General features: G+C 46.1%; 17 protein-coding genes and 1 pseudogene. 7 read left to right on the top strand and 11 right to left on the bottom strand.

Annotation, left to right across the window (positions count from 1 at the left end; genetic code table 11):
- Nucleotides 1–84 precede the first annotated feature (84 nt).
- Complete coding sequence (locus QUA03_RS06585; protein WP_333210683.1) at nucleotides 85–921, bottom strand: SAM-dependent methyltransferase; 837 nt, start codon at nucleotides 919–921, stop codon at nucleotides 85–87.
- Nucleotides 922–1,064: 143 nt separating this feature from the next.
- On the bottom strand, nucleotides 1,065–2,630 hold the full coding sequence (locus QUA03_RS06580) for an ABC transporter permease subunit (protein ID WP_333210682.1): 1,566 nt from the start codon (nucleotides 2,628–2,630) through the stop codon (nucleotides 1,065–1,067).
- 108 nt (nucleotides 2,631–2,738) lie between these two features.
- Here QUA03_RS06580 and QUA03_RS06575 point away from each other — a divergent pair, with 108 nt between their 5' ends.
- The gene (locus QUA03_RS06575) at nucleotides 2,739–3,311 is read left to right on the top strand and encodes a Uma2 family endonuclease (RefSeq protein ID WP_333210680.1); all 573 of its coding nucleotides are present in this window, start codon (nucleotides 2,739–2,741) and stop codon (nucleotides 3,309–3,311) included.
- Nucleotides 3,312–3,444: 133 nt separating this feature from the next.
- Here QUA03_RS06575 and QUA03_RS06570 read toward each other — a convergent pair whose 3' ends face one another.
- The 3 genes from QUA03_RS06570 to QUA03_RS06560 all read right to left on the bottom strand — a co-directional run bounded on the left by QUA03_RS06570 (nucleotide 3,445) and on the right by QUA03_RS06560 (nucleotide 6,893).
- Nucleotides 3,445–4,548, bottom strand: coding sequence for a branched-chain amino acid ABC transporter permease (locus QUA03_RS06570; protein WP_333210679.1), 1,104 nt, complete (start codon nucleotides 4,546–4,548; stop codon nucleotides 3,445–3,447).
- A gap of 190 nt (nucleotides 4,549–4,738) precedes the next feature.
- Entirely contained in the window at nucleotides 4,739–6,100 is a 1,362-nt protein-coding gene (locus tag QUA03_RS06565) for a branched-chain amino acid ABC transporter substrate-binding protein (RefSeq protein WP_333210677.1), read from the bottom strand.
- 538 nt (nucleotides 6,101–6,638) lie between these two features.
- Complete coding sequence (locus QUA03_RS06560) at nucleotides 6,639–6,893, bottom strand: hypothetical protein (protein ID WP_333210676.1); 255 nt, start codon at nucleotides 6,891–6,893, stop codon at nucleotides 6,639–6,641.
- 165 nt (nucleotides 6,894–7,058) lie between these two features.
- Here QUA03_RS06560 and QUA03_RS06555 point away from each other — a divergent pair, with 165 nt between their 5' ends.
- From QUA03_RS06555 to QUA03_RS06535, 4 genes and pseudogenes are all read left to right on the top strand, one after another.
- Nucleotides 7,059–7,406 carry a nucleotidyltransferase domain-containing protein gene (locus QUA03_RS06555; protein WP_333210674.1) on the top strand — a complete coding sequence of 116 codons (348 nt, stop codon included), beginning with the start codon at nucleotides 7,059–7,061 and terminating at the stop codon, nucleotides 7,404–7,406.
- On the top strand, nucleotides 7,384–7,740 hold the full coding sequence (locus QUA03_RS06550; protein WP_333210672.1) for a HepT-like ribonuclease domain-containing protein: 357 nt from the start codon (nucleotides 7,384–7,386) through the stop codon (nucleotides 7,738–7,740). The genes QUA03_RS06555 and QUA03_RS06550 overlap by 23 nt, the downstream gene beginning before the upstream one ends.
- Nucleotides 7,741–7,899: 159 nt before the next feature.
- Nucleotides 7,900–9,266: pseudogene (locus QUA03_RS28990) on the top strand (IS4 family transposase).
- A 322-nt stretch (nucleotides 9,267–9,588) separates the two neighbouring features.
- Nucleotides 9,589–10,035, top strand: coding sequence for a hypothetical protein (locus QUA03_RS06535; protein WP_333080986.1), 447 nt, complete (start codon nucleotides 9,589–9,591; stop codon nucleotides 10,033–10,035).
- A 228-nt stretch (nucleotides 10,036–10,263) separates the two neighbouring features.
- Here the strand turns inward: QUA03_RS06535 and QUA03_RS06530 are convergent, their stop codons facing one another.
- Together QUA03_RS06530 and QUA03_RS06525 are read right to left on the bottom strand one after the other, a co-directional pair.
- Entirely contained in the window at nucleotides 10,264–10,818 is a 555-nt protein-coding gene (locus QUA03_RS06530; RefSeq protein ID WP_333210668.1) for a cyclic nucleotide-binding domain-containing protein, read from the bottom strand.
- A 334-nt stretch (nucleotides 10,819–11,152) separates the two neighbouring features.
- A complete protein-coding gene (locus QUA03_RS06525) occupies nucleotides 11,153–12,136 on the bottom strand; it encodes a DUF1517 domain-containing protein (RefSeq protein WP_333210666.1) in 984 nt (327 codons plus the stop codon).
- Between the two features lie 300 nt (nucleotides 12,137–12,436).
- Between QUA03_RS06525 and hemB the strand changes: the two genes are divergently transcribed.
- The gene (hemB, locus tag QUA03_RS06520) at nucleotides 12,437–13,420 is read left to right on the top strand and encodes a porphobilinogen synthase (RefSeq protein WP_333210665.1); all 984 of its coding nucleotides are present in this window, start codon (nucleotides 12,437–12,439) and stop codon (nucleotides 13,418–13,420) included.
- Nucleotides 13,421–14,054: 634 nt separating this feature from the next.
- The gene (locus tag QUA03_RS06515) at nucleotides 14,055–14,543 is read left to right on the top strand and encodes a GNAT family N-acetyltransferase (protein WP_333053288.1); all 489 of its coding nucleotides are present in this window, start codon (nucleotides 14,055–14,057) and stop codon (nucleotides 14,541–14,543) included.
- Nucleotides 14,544–14,736: 193 nt separating this feature from the next.
- Here the strand turns inward: QUA03_RS06515 and QUA03_RS06510 are convergent, their stop codons facing one another.
- From QUA03_RS06510 to QUA03_RS06495, 4 genes are all read right to left on the bottom strand, one after another.
- A complete protein-coding gene (locus QUA03_RS06510; protein ID WP_333210663.1) occupies nucleotides 14,737–15,672 on the bottom strand; it encodes a HAMP domain-containing sensor histidine kinase in 936 nt (311 codons plus the stop codon).
- A gap of 25 nt (nucleotides 15,673–15,697) precedes the next feature.
- Nucleotides 15,698–16,291: an L-threonylcarbamoyladenylate synthase gene (locus QUA03_RS06505; RefSeq protein ID WP_333210661.1), complete on the bottom strand. Its 594-nt coding sequence runs from the start codon at nucleotides 16,289–16,291 to the stop codon at nucleotides 15,698–15,700.
- Between the two features lie 53 nt (nucleotides 16,292–16,344).
- A complete protein-coding gene (locus tag QUA03_RS06500) occupies nucleotides 16,345–17,325 on the bottom strand; it encodes a HemK/PrmC family methyltransferase (protein WP_333210659.1) in 981 nt (326 codons plus the stop codon).
- Nucleotides 17,326–17,465: 140 nt separating this feature from the next.
- Entirely contained in the window at nucleotides 17,466–18,299 is an 834-nt protein-coding gene (locus tag QUA03_RS06495; protein ID WP_333210657.1) for a Tic22 family protein, read from the bottom strand.
- Nucleotides 18,300–18,340: the final 41 nt, after the last annotated feature.

The raw sequence follows: 18,340 nt of genomic DNA, 5'->3' as shown, positions 1-18,340 counted from the left end.
CCTCCTGCATTTTATAGCGTACAGACAAAGTGCGATCGTCTTTGATTTGATAAAATGCGTCAGCAGCAAATTGTTTGAGTTTAGTCAAATCTCTTGACTGACGCCCCCTACTACATTTTCTAACGTACAGACAAAATAGAACTTAAAAAGATTAGATTCTAGGGAACGTCGAGGGCGATATTGTGCATATAAATCGGCAGTCGAAAAGTTTTCAATAACTTTGAGATGGAGTTCGTCAGCCAAAGTGGCAATCTTTTCAAACCCAGTAATCCACGGTGCATACATACTTTCGTATTTATCTATGTAATCATTGATATCTTGGTAGCCCGTCGTTCTCAAAATTACCTTTTCCGACATATAATCAAAGGACACTCGAAAATTAGGAACATTGTCGCGAATTTGTTCTAATACAAATATTACATCTTTTTTGTCCACCAAAGTTGTGTTGCCTTCCCACAAGAAATATGTCTGTCGAGCGAAATCAAATTCACTCTGTTTCAGCAAGGGGATTAAACCGTCTTTTACGTAATCGCCGGGAAGGTAGCAAACATTGGCAGTAACTTTGTTAGCTTTGAGAGTTTCTTCTTTTAATTGAAGAGTCGCGCGGTCGTCTATTTCAAAATAAATCACTCCTTCTCCATTAATTCTAGCAGCGCGACTATCCAAACCCGAACCTAAAATAACTACTTGTTTGCAACCTCCTAAAATTTGGTTTGACAAAACATCATCAAAATATTTAGTCCGCAACTTAACCATTTCTTTAGCGGCGGGAGAGCTTTGAGCTATGTGGCTAGCTACTTTTTTTGTTTCCTCATTGAGCCATATTTTTACTACATGATCAGTATAAAGAGGAATTGCCTCTTCATTCTCTTCTGCTCTAAATTCCGCAACGATAAAAGCAGTACCAGTTACATTTTTCATCGCTAATCTTTCACCCTTACTAAGTAGTTGGTTACAAATAAACATTAGATGGGGAGGGGAGTTTCAAACTCATAAACTCCCTTGTATCCTAGATTCTTAGCTAAACCAGCCTACAAAATACTATGGTTTTTGCTCTTACCTATTTATTGACTTCTGGCATCGGCTAAAGACTCATTGCTCGCTTCAGCATCCGAATGCAGTTCAGCTTGGTGTATCTTATCAGGAATCAGCCCCTCCGGCCGCACGATCATCATGACAACAAGAGTTAGGCCGAATAGGAATAAGCGCATTTGAATCGGGTCTAAACTGGTGGCCAGAAAGTCTCGCAACTGGGGAATTGCAATTCTGGGGAGTACAAAAGTATTCAGAAAACCCTTGAGGACTTGCGCTAATTGTGGCAGATAAAGCCGATCGGCAGACATGATAATGATAGCGCCCAAAATCACCCCGGTCATGTTGCCCAAACCGCCTAAAATCACCATACACAGGATGATTACCGACACCGAGAAATCGAAAACGCTGGGAAAAATCGCGCTGATATAGGCGGCGTAAAATGCGCCTGCAAAGCCCGAAAACGTCGCTCCCATCGCAAAAGCCGAAAGTTTGGTTTTGACCAGGTTAATCCCCATCGCACTAGCCGCTAATTCATCTTCGCGCATGGCATTCCACGCCCTCCCCAAGCGGGAATCTCGCAGTCGCGAAATCATGAAGTAAGCAAAGACAACTAACAGTAAAATTAGGTAATACCAGGGAAAGTAGTTGCCGGTGCTGAAAGTGCCGATAATGGGGAGAGATGGACGCCCGATCGGGTTTATTCCCGCTTCGCCGCCGGTGAGGTTAAAAGGTCGATCGCACCCAACCAGACACAGCACCAACTCGGGTTTACCCAAAACAGCCGCAACAATCTTCGAGACTGGTTCGTCAATCCGAATTGCGGTTAAATTCCTAAAGACAACCGGGATAATTTCGCCAAAACCGAGGGTAACAATCGCCAAATAATCGCCCTTGAGTCGCAGTGTCGGAATACCCAGGATTACACCCGCGATCGCAGCTACACCGGCCGCGATCGGCAGTACCACCCAAAAATTCCAAGTAATATTTAACTGTCCAGAAGATAGCAAAGCCGTCGTGTAAGCGCCGATCGCAAAAAACGCCGCATATCCCAAATCCAACAAACCCGCAAAACCCACAGTAATATTCAAACCCAGCGCCAACATAATAAAGATTTGAATCTGTACTACAGTAGCAATCCAGCCAGTCTGAGCCTGAATGTCGATAAACGGAAACAGAATTAGAATAAAAGCTAATGTCACCAGAGTTGCCAGCCGCTGGCGTTCCCCCTGCAAACCCTGCAAAGCACCCATTAACGTAGCGGTCAAAATTGCGATCGTCAAACTGCAAATCCCGTACAGCAGCGTAGTCGGCAAAGCCACAGCAGATTGACCAGAAAAAGGTCTAATCAAAACCCCTTCTACCACACTCGCAATTAACAGCCAAACTCCCAACCCCATTCCCGCGAAACTGCCGATAGTCGCACCCATTTTTGGGCTGTAAATTTTCTGATTCTGACAGCTCATAAACCCTGCAGCCGTACCCATCAGCCAGCCGATCACGGTGCCGCTCCAACCGCCGAATAACAAAACCGTCAAAGAGGCGATCGCCCCTAAAATACCGCTCGATTTAATTGCTTGGATTATTTGATTTGTCATTAGTCATTAGTTATTAGTCATTAGTTATTAGTCACTGTCAACTGTCAACTCTCAACTGCTATATACTGGAACTGTTACCCCAACACACTTCAAACGGGCGATCACTATATGGTACAAGCACCTCAAAAAACTATCACCCTGGACGAGTTTTTGCAACTCCCAGAAACCAAACCCGCTAGCGAATACATCAAAGGTGCGATCGTACAAAAACCTATGCCACAAGGAAAACACAGCAAACTACAAGGCAGACTCGTAACAGTCACCAACGACATCGCAGAGAAACCGCAAATTGCCCTAGCCCTACCAGAACTTCGCTGCACCTTTGGCGGACGTTCTATTGTTCCCGATGTCGCCATTTTTGTTTGGAATCGCATTCCCCTAGACGCTGACGGCGAAATTGCCAATACATTTAATGCTTACCCAGACTGGACAATAGAAATTTTGTCCCCAGCCCAAAGCCAAACCAAAGTCACAAACAATATTTTGCACTGTTTGAATGCCGGTTGTCAGATGGGTTGGTTGCTCGATCCGGATGAAAAAAACATTTTAGCCTATCCCGCAAGGCAGCAGCCTATTTCCTTGCAAGAACCAACAGATATACTTCCGATGCCCAATTTTATGCCGGAAATGCAGTTGACTTTAGGCGAAGTTTTTGGCTGGCTCAAACCAGGGAATATTTAAAACGTAAAATAACCTAAAATGTAAAATGCGATCGCTTTTAGTTCCCCAATTTCTTAAAGAAGTCGGGGGTCTGGGTGCGATGTTTTTTTAGATATACTTAAATGTCTCTTGCCCTTATTTTAACCCTGCAACTTCAAACCTTCTCCTGAACATTCTCGCCCAACAAACCGCCCGGTCGAAAAGCCAAAATCACCACCAAAACCCCAAATACCCAAGCATTAGTCCAGCGACTCGACAAATACTGATCGCTCAAAGACGAAAGCAACCCAATCAAAACACCTCCCAACATCGCCCCGACAATATTGCCAATCCCCCCCAAAACCGCCGCCGTAAAAGCCCTCAAACCCGCCGTAAACCCCATCGTAAAAACAATAGTATTGTTGTACAAACCAACCAGAATCCCAGCCGAACCCGCCAAAGCTCCCCCAATCAAAAAAGTCAAAGCAATAATCTGATCTACATTAATCCCCATAATTTTAGCAGCATCGCGGCTTTGAGCCGTTGCCCGCATCGCCTTTCCCAGACGAGTGTACTGGACAAAAACATGAAGCAAAACCATCAATACCACAGCCACTACCAACACAATTAAATCTTTCGTAGTAAATACAATACTCGTTTGAATTCCCAAAAACTTTAGAATATCAACTCGCGGCAACAAATCGGGAAAGCTTTTCGGAGCCGCCGAATTAGAACCCATCACTGGAATAAAAGCTTTCAATCCTCCCCAAAACAGACCCATATTTTGGAAAATAAAAGAAACTCCAATTGCTGAAATTAAAGGAGCCAAACGGGGAGCATTTCGCAACGGTCGATAAGCATACTTTTCGACAACAATATTCAGTCCAGCACAAAACACCGAACATACAATTAAAGCGACTAACATCACTGGTATAGCAATACCTAAAGGTGCGCCATCTTGAATCCCAAAAGCCCCGAATACGGTTAGGGAAGCAAAAGCACCCAACATATACAAATCGCCGTGAGCAAAATTGATTAACTCAATAATGCCATAAACCATAGTGTAACCCAAGGCAATAATTGCAATCAGCGCCCCGTTCACCAAACCCACTAACAATTGTTGAATCAAAACTTCAGGACTGCTGGCTATTTCTCCTAAAATTTTTGGCAAATCAAATCCTGCGATCGGGCCTAATAGCAAAACTATATAAACTACACCTAGATATAAGAGAATACTTTTCCAGTTCTTCATGTTTTTGAGTAATTGGGAATTGGGCATTGGGCATTAGGAACATTCACTCTACTCGTTTCTAGGCAGATATTAGAAACGCGGATTCGGAGGCTCTACCTCCAATTTTTCGGATCGGAAAGCCCAGCAGACCAAGAGTTACATTGGTTCCTAAGCAGAGCCTAGGAACCAGTTAAAATCACTACTGACAACAGTCAACTGACAACTGACAACTGACTAATTATTCCGTCTTGAGCGCATTCACGAACTCCCACTTGCCACCTTTAACAACATTTCCTGACATTGTAGTCAAGCTCGTGTCGCCGTTGGTGTCAAAACTCCAAGTGCCGAGTACCCCGTTAAAATCTTTAGTTGCCAAGACAGCTTCGCGGATAGCAGCACGGTCATTTTTGCAAACTTTATTAATTGCGCCGATCGCAACTTTAGCAGCTTCATAGGCGTAAGCTGCATAAGCTTCCGGTTCAGCATTATATTTTGCCTTGTAACTTGTGTACCACTTCGCACCCGCACCAGTCAATTCTTGAGGAGGCAAGCCACCAAAAGTAGCGTAAACTCCTTCGGCATCTTTGCCTGCCGCGTCAATTAAAGCTTGCTCTTTAATGCCGTCGGGCCCCATGAACTTAACCGCATCAGGCGTCATTCCGACATTTCTCATGTCTTTAATTATTTGTCCCGCATTGCTTTGAGTAGTGCCTCCAAGGTAAATCATGTCGGGATTTAAAGCTTTGATTTTATTCATTAACGCCTTATAGTCGCTAGCTTTAATATCAATTCCCTCTCTTCCGAGGACTTGAATTCCCAACTTTTTAGAAGTTGCTTCAAAAACGTCAGCGATGCCTTTGCCGTAGAGTTCTTGGTCGTCTAGAATGTAGACTTTTTGCACGCCTAAAGATTTCGCCCAGTTGCCAGCTACAGCACCTTGAAGGTCGTCAGCGGGGACAACGCGGGTGAAATTACGAGTGCCAGCGGGATAATAAACGTTGGGTTCTTTGGCTTCGCCTTTTCCTGGTTTAGTCAGTCCCGGATAAGTGTTCGCCGGACTGATCATGACGATGTTAGCTTGGTTGAGCACGGGAATGGAAAGTTTGGCTGCACCGGAGTTATAGTGACCGATGACGGCAACTACCGAACCGTCAGCCACGGCTTTGTTGGAGTTGGACGTTACTTGGGCAGGGTCCCATTTGCCGGCGGCGGCGGTGGCGTCATCGTAAACTTCGTATTGGATTTGGATTTTGCCGTCGCAAGCTTTCGAGTTGGTTTCGGCGAGGGCTTGTTGGATACCGTTGACCATTGTTTGAGCTTGACCCAAGGCGCTGCCTGTCATCGGCAGCATGGAGACAATTTTGACAGTATTTGGGTCTCCAGGGTTGCTGACTGCGACGGGAGTGGCTGCGGGACTGGTTCCGGGACTTCCTCCGGGAGTTGTGGCGGTGGGTGCTTGAGGATTTTGACAGCTAGCGCACACAGAGGCTATTCCGGCGGCGAGCAGTAATTTCCGCAATCCTCCGACGCCGAGATTCTTTGTTGGGTTGGTTTTTGTGGATGTGGGACTTTTGCCCCCTGATTTTTCTGAAAAGTTCATAAGTTGGTTGGTTTGTTGCTGGCGTTTTTGCATATTTTTCACTCTAGTCAGTATGTAGTCAAGAGTTAGCACAAGTTTAAAAAATTTGTGTCAACTCTCAAAGATACACTGCTACCGCCAGAAGGTCGGGACTTGGGCCATATCTGATATCAATGTCGGCGATATCCAAAGTTTAGACTTGAAAAAAGTCTTATTCGCCTGGTTCTGCGTGGTATTGTGCGATCGCAGTTTGGATTTCCTCGGCCGAGACGTTTGCTTGTTCTGATTTCGAGTAAATCAGGTGTAAAACAACCTGGTCGGTGATTCAACTTGATAAATCAAACGATAGCCACCGCTCTTACCAACTTGGGCATCACTGTTTTTAGCCCGGACTTTGTAAACGGTGTATGGGATGCCTGTAATCTGGTCTCCGATGAAGTTTCCTTGGATAATCTGATCGAGGACGGGCTTAACATCGGTTTGAATTTGGCGCTACTTTTTAGCGAGTCCTTTGAGGCGACGTTTGAAGAGTGCCGTGAATTTGAGTTGGACTGGCATATCAGACATTGATGCCGTCCCAGAGCTCATCGATGGGGAAGGTTTGTCCCGCTTTGGCTTGGTGGAGGGAGGCTTTCAGGTCAGCGAGGATTGTGTCGTTGGAGTCGGTGTCTGAGTCAAAATCCGAGTCGAAGTCTGGGGCGAGTGCGGTCTGTGTCCGACTGGTCAAAAATTCCAGGAATGTCAGGGTTTGCTCTAAAAGCGATTCAGGAGTCCGTTCGATCGCTTCTAGAAGGCGTTGTTTTATCGGCGACATAAGATGACCTCTCAATCTAGCTCCTCTCATCTTATCAGTAAGTCTAGTAAATTTTGTTTGCAGCGAAAACTTAAATGTGTCTGGGATGCTCAAGTGTGGTAAATTAGCGCCTGCTATAGCAATGCTTGGATTCTCTGAATTTTGTAGTCTGAGGTTGACTCGCGCATGATTGAGTTACAAACGGATTTACAATATGTAGTGAGCGATCGCCTAAAAGTTTCTTTAGATGCGATCGCGCAATTTTGCCAGCGCTGGAACATTGTCGAGTTTGCCCTGTTCGGCTCGGTGCTGCGGGATGATTTTCGCCCTGATAGCGATGTGGATGTATTAGTTACTTACGAGCGCTCGCACCACCTCACGCTGTCTCATTTATTGGGTATACAGGAGGAGATAGAGCATTTATTTCATCGTTCTGTGGATTTGGTTGAAAAGAATCGGTTAGAAAATCCCTATCGGCGATCGAACATTTTGAAAACGCATCGAGTGATTTATGCCAGCGAACGATCGGGATAGTGCTTCACTTTGGGGCATGGAGCAAGCAATCCGTCGGATTCAACAGTTTACTACTGATGCTTCTTACGACACTTACCTGGAAAGTGTTTTTATGCAAAGTGCCGTAGAGCGGCAGTTGGGGATTTTGGGCGAAGCAGCTCGCAGAGTTTTGATCGAGTTTCAGCAGTTTCATCCCGAAATTGATTGGCGAAATGCGATTAACTTACGCAATATTTTAGTTCACCGTTATGACCAAGCGAGACCAGAAGTTATTTGGAATCTTGTTACAAGTGTTTTGCCTGGTTTACTGGTGCAATTAGAGGCATTACTGCCACCGTTACCTGATGATACTTGATATCATGCCCGGTCAAATTCCTCCGCTTAGCGCTTGAGGACGATCGATCCGGTTCGTAGTGAGGACTTTAGCCCAATGGCACTGAAAAAGTGAACCCCAAAAAATCTGTAAGGCAATATCTACATAATTGCCCGACCAACCAAAATATCTCTCTCCATTATGCCAAATCGTGCGTGCATTCTTAAACAACAATTTTTGCCGAGCGTTGCCTCACCTTGGGAGAAGCTGCTGCCAGATTCGTTAGTCCAAGAGCTTCTAGCGAATGAGAAAATCACCTACGACCAAAGCATCTACACACCGATAGTCACATTGTGGGCGATGATATCCCAGGTACTCGCTCCCGACAAAAGTTTGAGTGGGGCCGTGAAGCGGATGAGTACGTGGCTCAGTGCCGCCGGAGTCCAGCCTCCTTCTTCTGATACCGGGGCATACAGTAAAGCTCGTCAGCGACTACCAGATCAACTCGTTCAACAGTTAGTACCCATAGTCGCAGAGGAAGAGAGAAAAGCAAGTTCCCATAGAACAACAATGGTGTGGACGACGGGTGCGGGTACTAGATGGGACAACAGTGTTGATGAATCATACTGCTGCTAATCAAGCCGAGTATCCGCAACACAGCAATCAAAAAGCTGGGTGTGGATGAACCATCGCTAAAATAGTGGTACTCTTTTGATTGCTCACGCTTGGCTGTGGTATCCGCTGGCATAGCTAACGCAGGCGAGCAGTGAGATTGTGCTCAGCCTTTTAATTTATGCAAATTTAGTCCCCGACGATGTGATATTGCCATAGCAAGCTTATGATAATTATGTCGATTTATTTGTGGTGAAACAGCCAGGAGCAGATGCTGTTTTCCGTAAAAATCATTTCCGTAAAACTGACTTAAGGGCGGGGAAAAAAGTTGGGAATTGGCGCTCAAAAAGTCGTCGGGAATCAGCCCCAACATTGTCCCAACCCACATGACTTTGGAGGAACTCGAGGCATGGCCGTCTAGTTTCATCGTCCGGAAAGTATGGCGAATTAAGCGCCGTGGCTTTAGAGCTGAGCGTATCATTGTAGTGACAATATTGGTGGATACAAAACGGTACACTGTTAAAAAGTTGACTTGTTTATATGGGTTTCGTTGGTCGGCAGCAGTTAATTGACGCTATCTCAAAACCACGTTAAAAATGGAGATATTAACAGCTAAAACTCCGGTGATGGTGAGAAAAGAAATCTGGACATACTGATTAGCTTACACTTGATTACGTACCATTATGTGGCAGGCTGTATCTTTGTCAGAAAATACAGTTTTTCAACTCTCATTCCAATCAACCAGGCAGCAGTTGAATCTGTTATTGATGCTGTTGGCAACTACAGGAAAATGCCAACAGCGACAATGGCGTCAATTACTTTTGGAACAGGTGGCAACTAATTTACTTACGATTCGACCTGAGCGTTCTGAATCTAGTGTTTGGAAACCCAGGCAGAAACCGTATGCTCGAATGCAGGAACCTCGCTCTGTCTTGAAAGCTAAACGGAGGGAGTGATTAAGCCTTTTTCTGTGCCATTGGACTTTAGTCATGATAAAAATCTGAAGACCAAAGTCCTCACTACAAACCCCTTGATTAGAGGTAATTGACCTGAAAGGATATTATCTGTCTTTAGATAGATGTCAAAGAGTATAAAAATGTGAAAATTTTAATAAAAATAAAAATTTATCAGTCTTGAGGAAGACTCACTAAATGTATGGGAGATTGCAGCAATTTCTCGCAAACTATAACCAAAGATAGTTTGTTAATGAGTTAGCTTACACTTATTATTTAAACATAAGCCAAAGACCTTTTTGAAAAGATAACTCAGGAATAAATCATGACTAATCGCCAACCAATACCCCCCAAAAAAGAAGTTAGCAAATCAACACCGGCCGACGAACAAATCGAAGCCAATATGGAAGCCCCCCACTATGACAGGGGCATTACTCCTGCTGAGACAGCAGCGCGGCAAGAACGGGAAGGGGCTAACTTCATGCACACAACCACCGAAGGCAAGCAGAAAAGTGCAAAAACCGATGACCAAACCGATGACGAAAGCATTCACACTACAGATGGTTATACAGTAGACAAAGAAGGTCTGGTTAACAATTACGCGGTCGAACCGGAAATGTACATCAACGAACCGGGCGATTTGAGAGCAAAAGAAGAAGCCGAAGCTGCAGAACGCGCTCGAATTCTCGCAGAAATCAAAGATAAAAAAGGCGAAGAAGGAAAACTGACAATGGATGCAGACACCCGCGGCAAAGGGCCGGGCATTATCTAGATTGTCTAGTTGGTAGTTGCATTTGGGCGCGCGAGGTTGCAACGGCAAAGCACAGGGGCGGGTTTTTATAGTTTCGGCAATTATAGATGATCGATATTTCCGGTACGACCCGCCCCTATTTCGTTCTGCACATCTGTTTTTTGAGTTGAGAAGTTACATCGTACATCTCTCAATGACCGTATCAATCGGCAAGTTTTCAGACCCAGCTTAAAAACGCCTTAAAATTCCTTAAGGTTTAAGATTTTCCCTCAGCCAATTAAACTTAGCCTCAGCTAGCGCCAAATTTTCCAGGACGTTAGGATTGATATCCTCTCGTTCAAATTCTGGTTGATCTAATTCAATATTGCGACCGTATTCTATATGTCGGATCGTACCGCGCATTCTGTCTGCCAGACACAGTGAAATTCCATAATAAAACCGGGATGCAAAGCCCATATCGTTTTGAAGTTTGATGACTAACTGCCGCCTAGGAATTGCTAGCAAGTGAGTTTCTTCGATCGCCTTTACCGTTGCCAAAGGAGGGCGAGCATCAATGAAAGATACTTCTCCCACCAGTTCTCCGCTGGCTATTTTAGCGAGTTCTCTAGTCCGCTCAGCCTCGATTAAAACGCTCAAACTCCCATTCAAAACAATGTAGAGCGCATCTATCTGTCTCCCTTCATAGATCAAAATCCCGCCCGGATCTAGAACTTCCTTTTTACCTTTTTGGACGATCCAGTTGATATCGTCATTATTTAACTGGCTCAAAATAAAAAGTGCTTTTTTTCTGCTGCTGTCGGCCATAAGTTTTAGCTCTCGATCGCTGCTTGCTTATTTATATAAAATTTAGATGACGCGCGATCGCAACTTCTTCCGAAGCAGCCCTCGCTTAATACATTTTTTTTTATCCTGCCTAACTTCTTCGCAAAACCCATATCGGGCAGGCTTAGCCCATAGCAGATGAATCACGCTGAAACATAATCTCTCAATACTAGCATTTGTTAAACAATCTTTTTTAACTCGATCGACCTCCCCAACCTCCCGCGAAATTCCCGTCTCAAAAGCAATTGGGTTCACCCGCCCAGCTTTGGTGCGGGATGGGGCGCGGCAGACAATACTCCGCGCCCAGTCTTGCTCACTAAATCGATCGCAAATCAGGATAGCCGGCCAACATATCGTCAGCAGTCAGAGTGTCCCCATTCGCTTGAGGAGTCCACAGCACCTCAACCGCCAGCAACTGCTCGCTCGATACTCCCCCAATCTGACGCAAAGCTTGGCGCAAATCTTCAGAGTTTTTCACTACTGGCAATTGCAATTTACCTTGAGTACCGACAATCACCGTCACCACAATAAATTCCCCAGGATCTGAATTCAAATCAGAAGCAACCAGCGCCCCATTTTCCTGCAAACCTGGCAGGATATTGCTGCTCCCTGCTTGCCGGAGCTGATTGTTATAATTCGAGAGCGTTTCTTCAGTAAATTTGCTGCGTTCTGCCAAAGAAAATTGATTAAACTTAGCTTCGGCTGCTTCCAAGCGAGTTTGCACAGAGTCAGCGCCCGCGTAAGCCCAGTATTCAGGATGCCGCAGCAGCGCCAGGGTAGATTCTTGGAGCACTTGAGCACGACCTGCTGCAGTATCGGTATCCGCTTTTAGCGCTAGGGAGTCGAGTTCGGCTTGCAAACCGCGGGCCTCTGCTAGCAAACCGACTTGCAAGCGGGCGACAGATACAGTGGTAGTGGAGGCGCTGTTGCCTAGTTCGTCAGTTCCACCCCCGGCGCGGCGGAAGCTTTGGACGAGGAAATTAGCAATCGAGATAAAAATCAAAATCGAGAACAGGCCGCCAAACCCGCCCCCAAAGCCAAAAAACGGCAGCAAGAAGGGGAAACCGAAGCCGCCGCCAAATCCGCCGCCCGGGTAGTAACCCCCTCCCGACGGCGCGTAAGTGCGACTAGGAGACGAGTAACTGCGCGCCGGAGCACTAAAAGATCCGCCGCCGATGCGTCCTCCGCTGCGGGCAGCCAGAGCTCCGTCAGCGTTACCGAGGGCTAGCGTCAGTACCAGACCGATCGCAAATAGTGATTTCAAAAGCGGTTTCATCTTTGAAATTAGTTGCTTGTACATAAGACCGTTACTATTCGATACATTTATAATTTACAGTCTATCCTCGCGAATGGGCAGCCTGGTTATAGGTGTGAAGCCAGCGAGATATCCGTACCAACCGATCCAACCACAGTTAGGCCTGAGTCTGCAAACGAGAAAAGCTAGAAAGGACTGGCATTCCTGACTACGAACAATGGACATCGCGGGTTTTACAGAAGTTTACTTATGTAAAGGGCGATCGGCCAACAATAAGCTCTAGACTTTTAAAGAAACGCCGCGAGTCCTCAAAAACAGGGCTTTATCTACCGTAAAAAAAACATTATGTTTCCAACTCACCGCCCCCGCCGCCTCCGCAACCATCCCCAACTCCGCCGGATGGTACGCGAAAATATCTTGACAACCAGCGATTTAATTTACCCCCTATTTGCTGTACCGGGGGAAGCTTTTGCTAAAGAAGTCACATCGATGCCGGGAGTTTACCAGCTATCGGTAGACAAAATAGTAGAAGAAGCAAAAGAAGTCTACGACCTCGGCATTCCCGCGATTATTTTATTCGGCATTCCCGCAGATAAAGATACAGACGCAACAGGTGCTTGGCACGATTGTGGCATCGTCCAAAAAGCGACGGAAGCAGTTAAAAAAGCCGTACCAGATTTAATCGTCATGGTCGATACTTGTCTGTGCGAATATACCACTCACGGTCACTGTGGCTATTTGGAAGTCGGAGATTTAAGCGGCCGCGTATTGAACGATCCCACACTAGAATTGCTGAAGAAAACCGCTGTTGCTCAAGCTAAAGCCGGTGCAGATATTATCGCACCTTCGGGAATGATGGACGGTTTTGTCGGAGCAATTCGCGAAGGATTGGACTCCGCTGGATTTGAAGATATTCCCATCATGTCTTACGCGGCAAAATACGCCTCAGCTTATTATGGCCCATTCCGGGATGCAGCAGAGTCTGCTCCGCAATTTGGCGATCGACGCACCTATCAAATGGACCCCGGAAACGGCCGCGAAGCTCTGAAAGAAATTGCTCTCGACATTGCCGAAGGCGCAGATATGCTCATGGTTAAACCCGCTTTAGCTTACATGGACATCATCTGGCGCGTGAAGGAAGCAACTAACCTGCCAGTTGCTGCTTACAACGTTTCTGGGGAATATGCGATGGTGAAAGCCGCCGCCCTAAACGGTTGGATAGATGAAGAAAGAGTAGTGATGGAAACTTTGACAGGATTCAAGCGTGCTGGTTGTGATTTGATTTTGACTTATCACGCCAAAGACGCCGCCCGCTGGCTGCAAAACTGATTCACTCGATTTTAGATTAGAGATTTGACTCCACAGCACCATCTTCGGGTGTTCTTGTGGAGTCAACACCTCTCTCGATAGATGATTTTTGAACAATTAGGCAAGACACTAGCTATAGCTTACGCTTACCGATAAACGACGCCTCGAAACCAGGTTTTTACAGTTTCGGTGGGCTGTAACTGAGATATTGCACCATTCTCAAGAACAGGCTTTTCGGCCTGTTCCACAAAGAGTGAATTTTCTTGTGGAACAGGCCGAAAAGCCTGTTCATAAAAAGCTTATTGAGAATGGTGCAACATTTCCGTTGTAACGAAGTATTGCTATAAAAAAACCAGGTTTCTCTGTAGACAAACTCCAAACCCTAAAAAATTAGTCATTCCCCATCTAAAATCTGAAATCTAAAATCTCAAATGGTATGAGTTATAAGTTGGGAATTTTGACTCAAAGACTTTTTTACAAAATTTACCCCAAAAAGTATTAATAATCACCGAAATTAGTTAAAAAATATGTATGAATAAAAATAGTTGTGTAAATGGGAATTCAACCATTGATCGTTCCCAAGCAAAATCAACTTTCACTCCTGTAAAACAGTAAAAGTAACACAGTTTAGATACAACTTGAAGGCAGATTGAGCATGACATCAACGACTAGGGATTCCAGTCACATTCAATTTTGTATAGGTCGCGATCGCGCAGACATCGTACAGATCCAAGAACTATTTAAAGCCGCCGCCTTTTGGGCGAGGGAACGCAAGATAGAAGATTGGGAAATTGCGATTGCCAACAGCGAACCAGTTGTTACAGTTTGGGACGGCTCACGGGCGATCGGCTTTGCCAGAGCCACCTCAGATGGCATCTATCGAGCCACCATCTGGGATGTCGCCATTCACCCGGATTACCAAGGTGCAGGACTCGGCCGTAAATTAGTGCAAACCGTCTTGAGTCACCCTCGGATGTGCCGAGTAGAGCGAGTTTACCTGATGACAACTTACAAACAAAGCTTCTACGAGCGCATCGGTTTTCAGCAAAACGCTAGCACCACCATGGTACTTGAAAATCAGCTTCTAGAAGAGAATCTCGAATTAGAAATTAGCAACGGCGAATTGCTAACTGCTAATTGTTAAATAATCACAAGATTGGCACCAAAATCTATAATTATGTAGGGTGCGTCAGGGCGCACCTTACTCCCTATAAATAATTTCCTTGTTTCATCTTCCCTTTTCCATCTTCCCGCCCTCCCTTAAATCTGTTAAATTTTTTGCCATCTTCCCCACCTCCGTTAGATCCCGTACATTGCGCGTGACCGAACTTCCTTCATCACAAAGTTGCCAAAGGAATAGAACACTGAGTCCGGTTAAAATTGCACTCTTCGGACTCAGAAGGCACAGCCAGAACCTCCAACTTTCCGCTCATCAAACTTAAAAGAGTCTGATTCATCAATAACCTCATTCCAGAAGACACCTGAGAATTATCGCTGCTCTTAGTAGCATCACACTCCAAATCGTGCTTCAGCAAATCCCAAGACTCGCTCCAAGCACTCACGGAACGCTGATCATCCACCCAAATGTGAACGTATCCAGATTCCGGCGAAGCATGGGCAGACACAGAAATACTCCCCTCCTCCATCTGAGCCACAGCAGTATCTACCAAATGGACTAAAACTTGCCTAAACCTCGGCAAATCTGCCAAGACATAAATCTCCGGATCAGGCGGCAATATCTCCAAACGAATGCCGCGATTAGCAGCTTGCAAGTAAGTTAAATCATCAACCTCGTCAAAAACCTTAGCTAACTGAATCGGCTCAATATCCATCCTGTCAGTGCCGTGTTCAGTTTTAGCAACAGAGATAATTTCATCTATCAATTTTACCAGCTTGAGTGCCGCGACGTGAGCTTGCTCGACAAACTCTCGTTCCTCAGCAGGATCGTCGCACAAATCCGAGAGAATTAATTGCAGCGTACCAATCATAGTGCTCAGGGGCGATCGCAACTCGTGAGAAGTCCGAGCCAAAAAACCCGCCTTAAATTGGCTCATCTCCGATGCCATTTGATAAGCCAATTGAGTTTGCTTAAGTTGGTCGGAAAGAGCATCAAACTTCTCTAACTGAATTTCTTGAGGAGGTGGCGGCACTTTGGGTGCAGGTTCGGGCTGTTGCGAGCTTTTTTGCCGCCGGCGCCAAATCAAACTGCTTCCCAAACCCAGCCCCAGTCCCATACCTAAATATATAAAGTTGCTCCAGCCGATCGGCGCCATATTGCTTTGCCTTGGAGTTTAGCTTTTAGCATTCTAACTCGATCGCGCCTTGTCGCAATATTTCCCACTCGCTGCCCGTCCATTTAGCCACAGTCGAAGGCAAACTCGAAGCTGTTGTCGCTGTTGCTAATTCCGAAGGAACTAATGTCAAGACTTCAGGAAACTGAGCCTCAATTTCTGCCACCGATTCCAAAGGTGGCTGGCCGGATAAATTAGCGCTGGTAGTAGCCAAAGGGCCTGTCTGCTCTAGAATCTTGAGGGCAAGGGGAAAGTCAGGCACTCGTACTCCGATTGTAGTTCGATCAATGGGATTGAGAGCCGCCGGGACTTTGGCTGAAGCCGGCAGCACCAAAGTTAACGCCCCCGGCCAATAGGATTCGGCTACTTGCTGCCACAAGTTTAACTCTGCTGGACTTCCCTGCACGTAAGGCCACAAAGCCCTCGCCGATGCTGCCATCAAAATCAGCGGTTTGTCTTGACTGCGACGTTTAGCTGCAAAAATCAACTCCGAGCGATCGGGACGCGCAGCCAAAGCGGGTACAGTATCTGTAGGAAAACTGACGATATGATTGCCAGAAATTGCCCCCTGAACTAGGGCATCGATCGAAACTTGTGTCATGCCATTTTAGATTTTAGATTTTAGATTTTAGAAGTACGACATATTCTTGAAACCTAACGTCGATACGCTAAGGCAAACCGATCGATTCCTGCTAAATCCGAAAATATCTGAACTTCACCGTAACTCCCGTGACTTTGCAGCATATCAGCTACCGCCTCAGCCTGTCCCGACATCATCTCCACCAACCAAACTCCCCCGGATTCTAAATAATCGGGAGCCGTTTCTACCAAATGCCGGATGCAATCTAACCCGTCCAAACCGCCGTCTAAGGCCAGATGAGGTTCGTGCCTCAAAACTTCCGGTTGTAGAGTCAGAACCGTGCTGCTGGGGATGTAAGGCGGGTTAGACACCATGCCGCTAACGCGACCTTTGAGAAATTCTAGCGGTTCCCACCACGAACCTTGATAAAAATTAACTCGCGATTCAAAGCCCAAATTCTCAGCATTCAGTCGAGCAACTGCCAAAGCTTCCGAACTGCAATCTACCGCATAAACCCTAGCATTTGTCAACGCAGAAGCCAAGCCGATCGCGATCGCCCCGCTGCCCGTCCCCAAATCCACCCAATGCGATTTGGCAAATTCTCCCCCCCGAAGCTGGGAGAAGTTTAAATCTTCTCCCCCCCTTACTAAGGGGGGGTTGGGGGGGGTAGATTTTTGATTGATATTTTCTGCTTCTAAACGGCTTTTCACAGCTTCTACAGCCAAATCGATCAGCAATTCCGTTTCAGGACGGGGAATTAGCACCGCTGGCGTTACTTTGAGCGAAAAATGTCGCCAATGTGCAACTCCCGTTAAATACTGCACCGGCACCCGTTCCTGTAAGCGCCGCTGCCACAATTGAGCAAGTTCAGATAAAGACAACTTTAATTCAATTTTTGGCAAATCTTTAAACGACTCCAAACGCAGAGCCAACCTATCCAAACCAGCCAGCTCTTGCAGCAGCCAGTCGATTTCTGCTAGGGGAATGTCATGGGCGATCGCCTCTGTTTTAGCTTGATTCACCCACTGCCAAAGCTCTAAACCAGAAACAAACATAATACTTTTTTGGAAGGGGTAATTGTTAATTGCTAACTGGTAATTAGTAATTAGTAAATAGTAGGTTGAGTCGAGAAACCCAACCTACTATTTCATGAGTAATAACTGATGACTGATGACTAATGACTGCTGACTAACTATTAGCGAGTCGGCCGAGCTGGAGCCGGAGCTGGAGCCGGCCGAGCTGGAGCCGGAGAAACCTGTGGATTTTGGCCCGCACCAGCAGGTTGGAGCGATCGCACAAATTCCAGCGACTCCCGCGACGGAATCAAAATCATTTGGGTCAAAAACGGGTCGTTCTCAGTACGCAAAGCTTCCAAAACGCTCTCCAAGTTCACCACCTCAATCTTAATTGTGGCAGTCACGTTCGGCTGCTGCTGCTTAAAACGATCGACCATGCCCTGTAAATCCTCCTTGTTAAAAAACAAGGGAATCACCTCTTGCTGGCCTCGCTGAATCGTCAAATAACCATTTTCTGCGCCGCCTCTAGCCAAAAACAGAGGTACACCGTTGAACTCATTAACTTGTTGACCAGTCTGCTGAAGTACAGTTTTAGCCGACTGCACCTGCTGCGGAGCCGGAACGAAAGCAAATTGTACTTCCTCCGGCTTGCCTTTATTTGCTTGAGTGATCTGATAAATTTCCCCCAGCGACACCGGCATCACGCGCACCGTGGCCGCCAACTGAGGATTTCTGGTTTTCAGTTGATCGACAAAAGCTTGAGCATCTTTCTGGCTGATGAAAATTCCCGCCACGGAAGCATTACCAGTTTGACCCTGACCCTGCTTGGGAACAGAAGCGACGAGGGGCGCACCCTGAGCGTCTGTAATCGTAAATACCGGCACTGATCGCAATTTTTCCAAAATTTGCGGCTCCGGCAGTGCCAGTGCAGACATCTTGCCAATTGGGGAGGGGCCCAGCAGAGTGCAGCCGACAATTCCCAATATTGCGCCCAAACGAACTAATGATTTCATGTTTTTTCCATCAGGAGCGATCCTGAAACACATTAACGCAA

The organism is Microcoleus sp. S36b_A4 (genome assembly GCF_036700645.1).
Classification (GTDB): Bacteria; Cyanobacteriota; Cyanobacteriia; order Cyanobacteriales; family Microcoleaceae; genus Microcoleus.
Note: the sequence above shows the minus strand (reverse complement) of the source record. Positions and strands in the feature narration are given on the sequence as shown.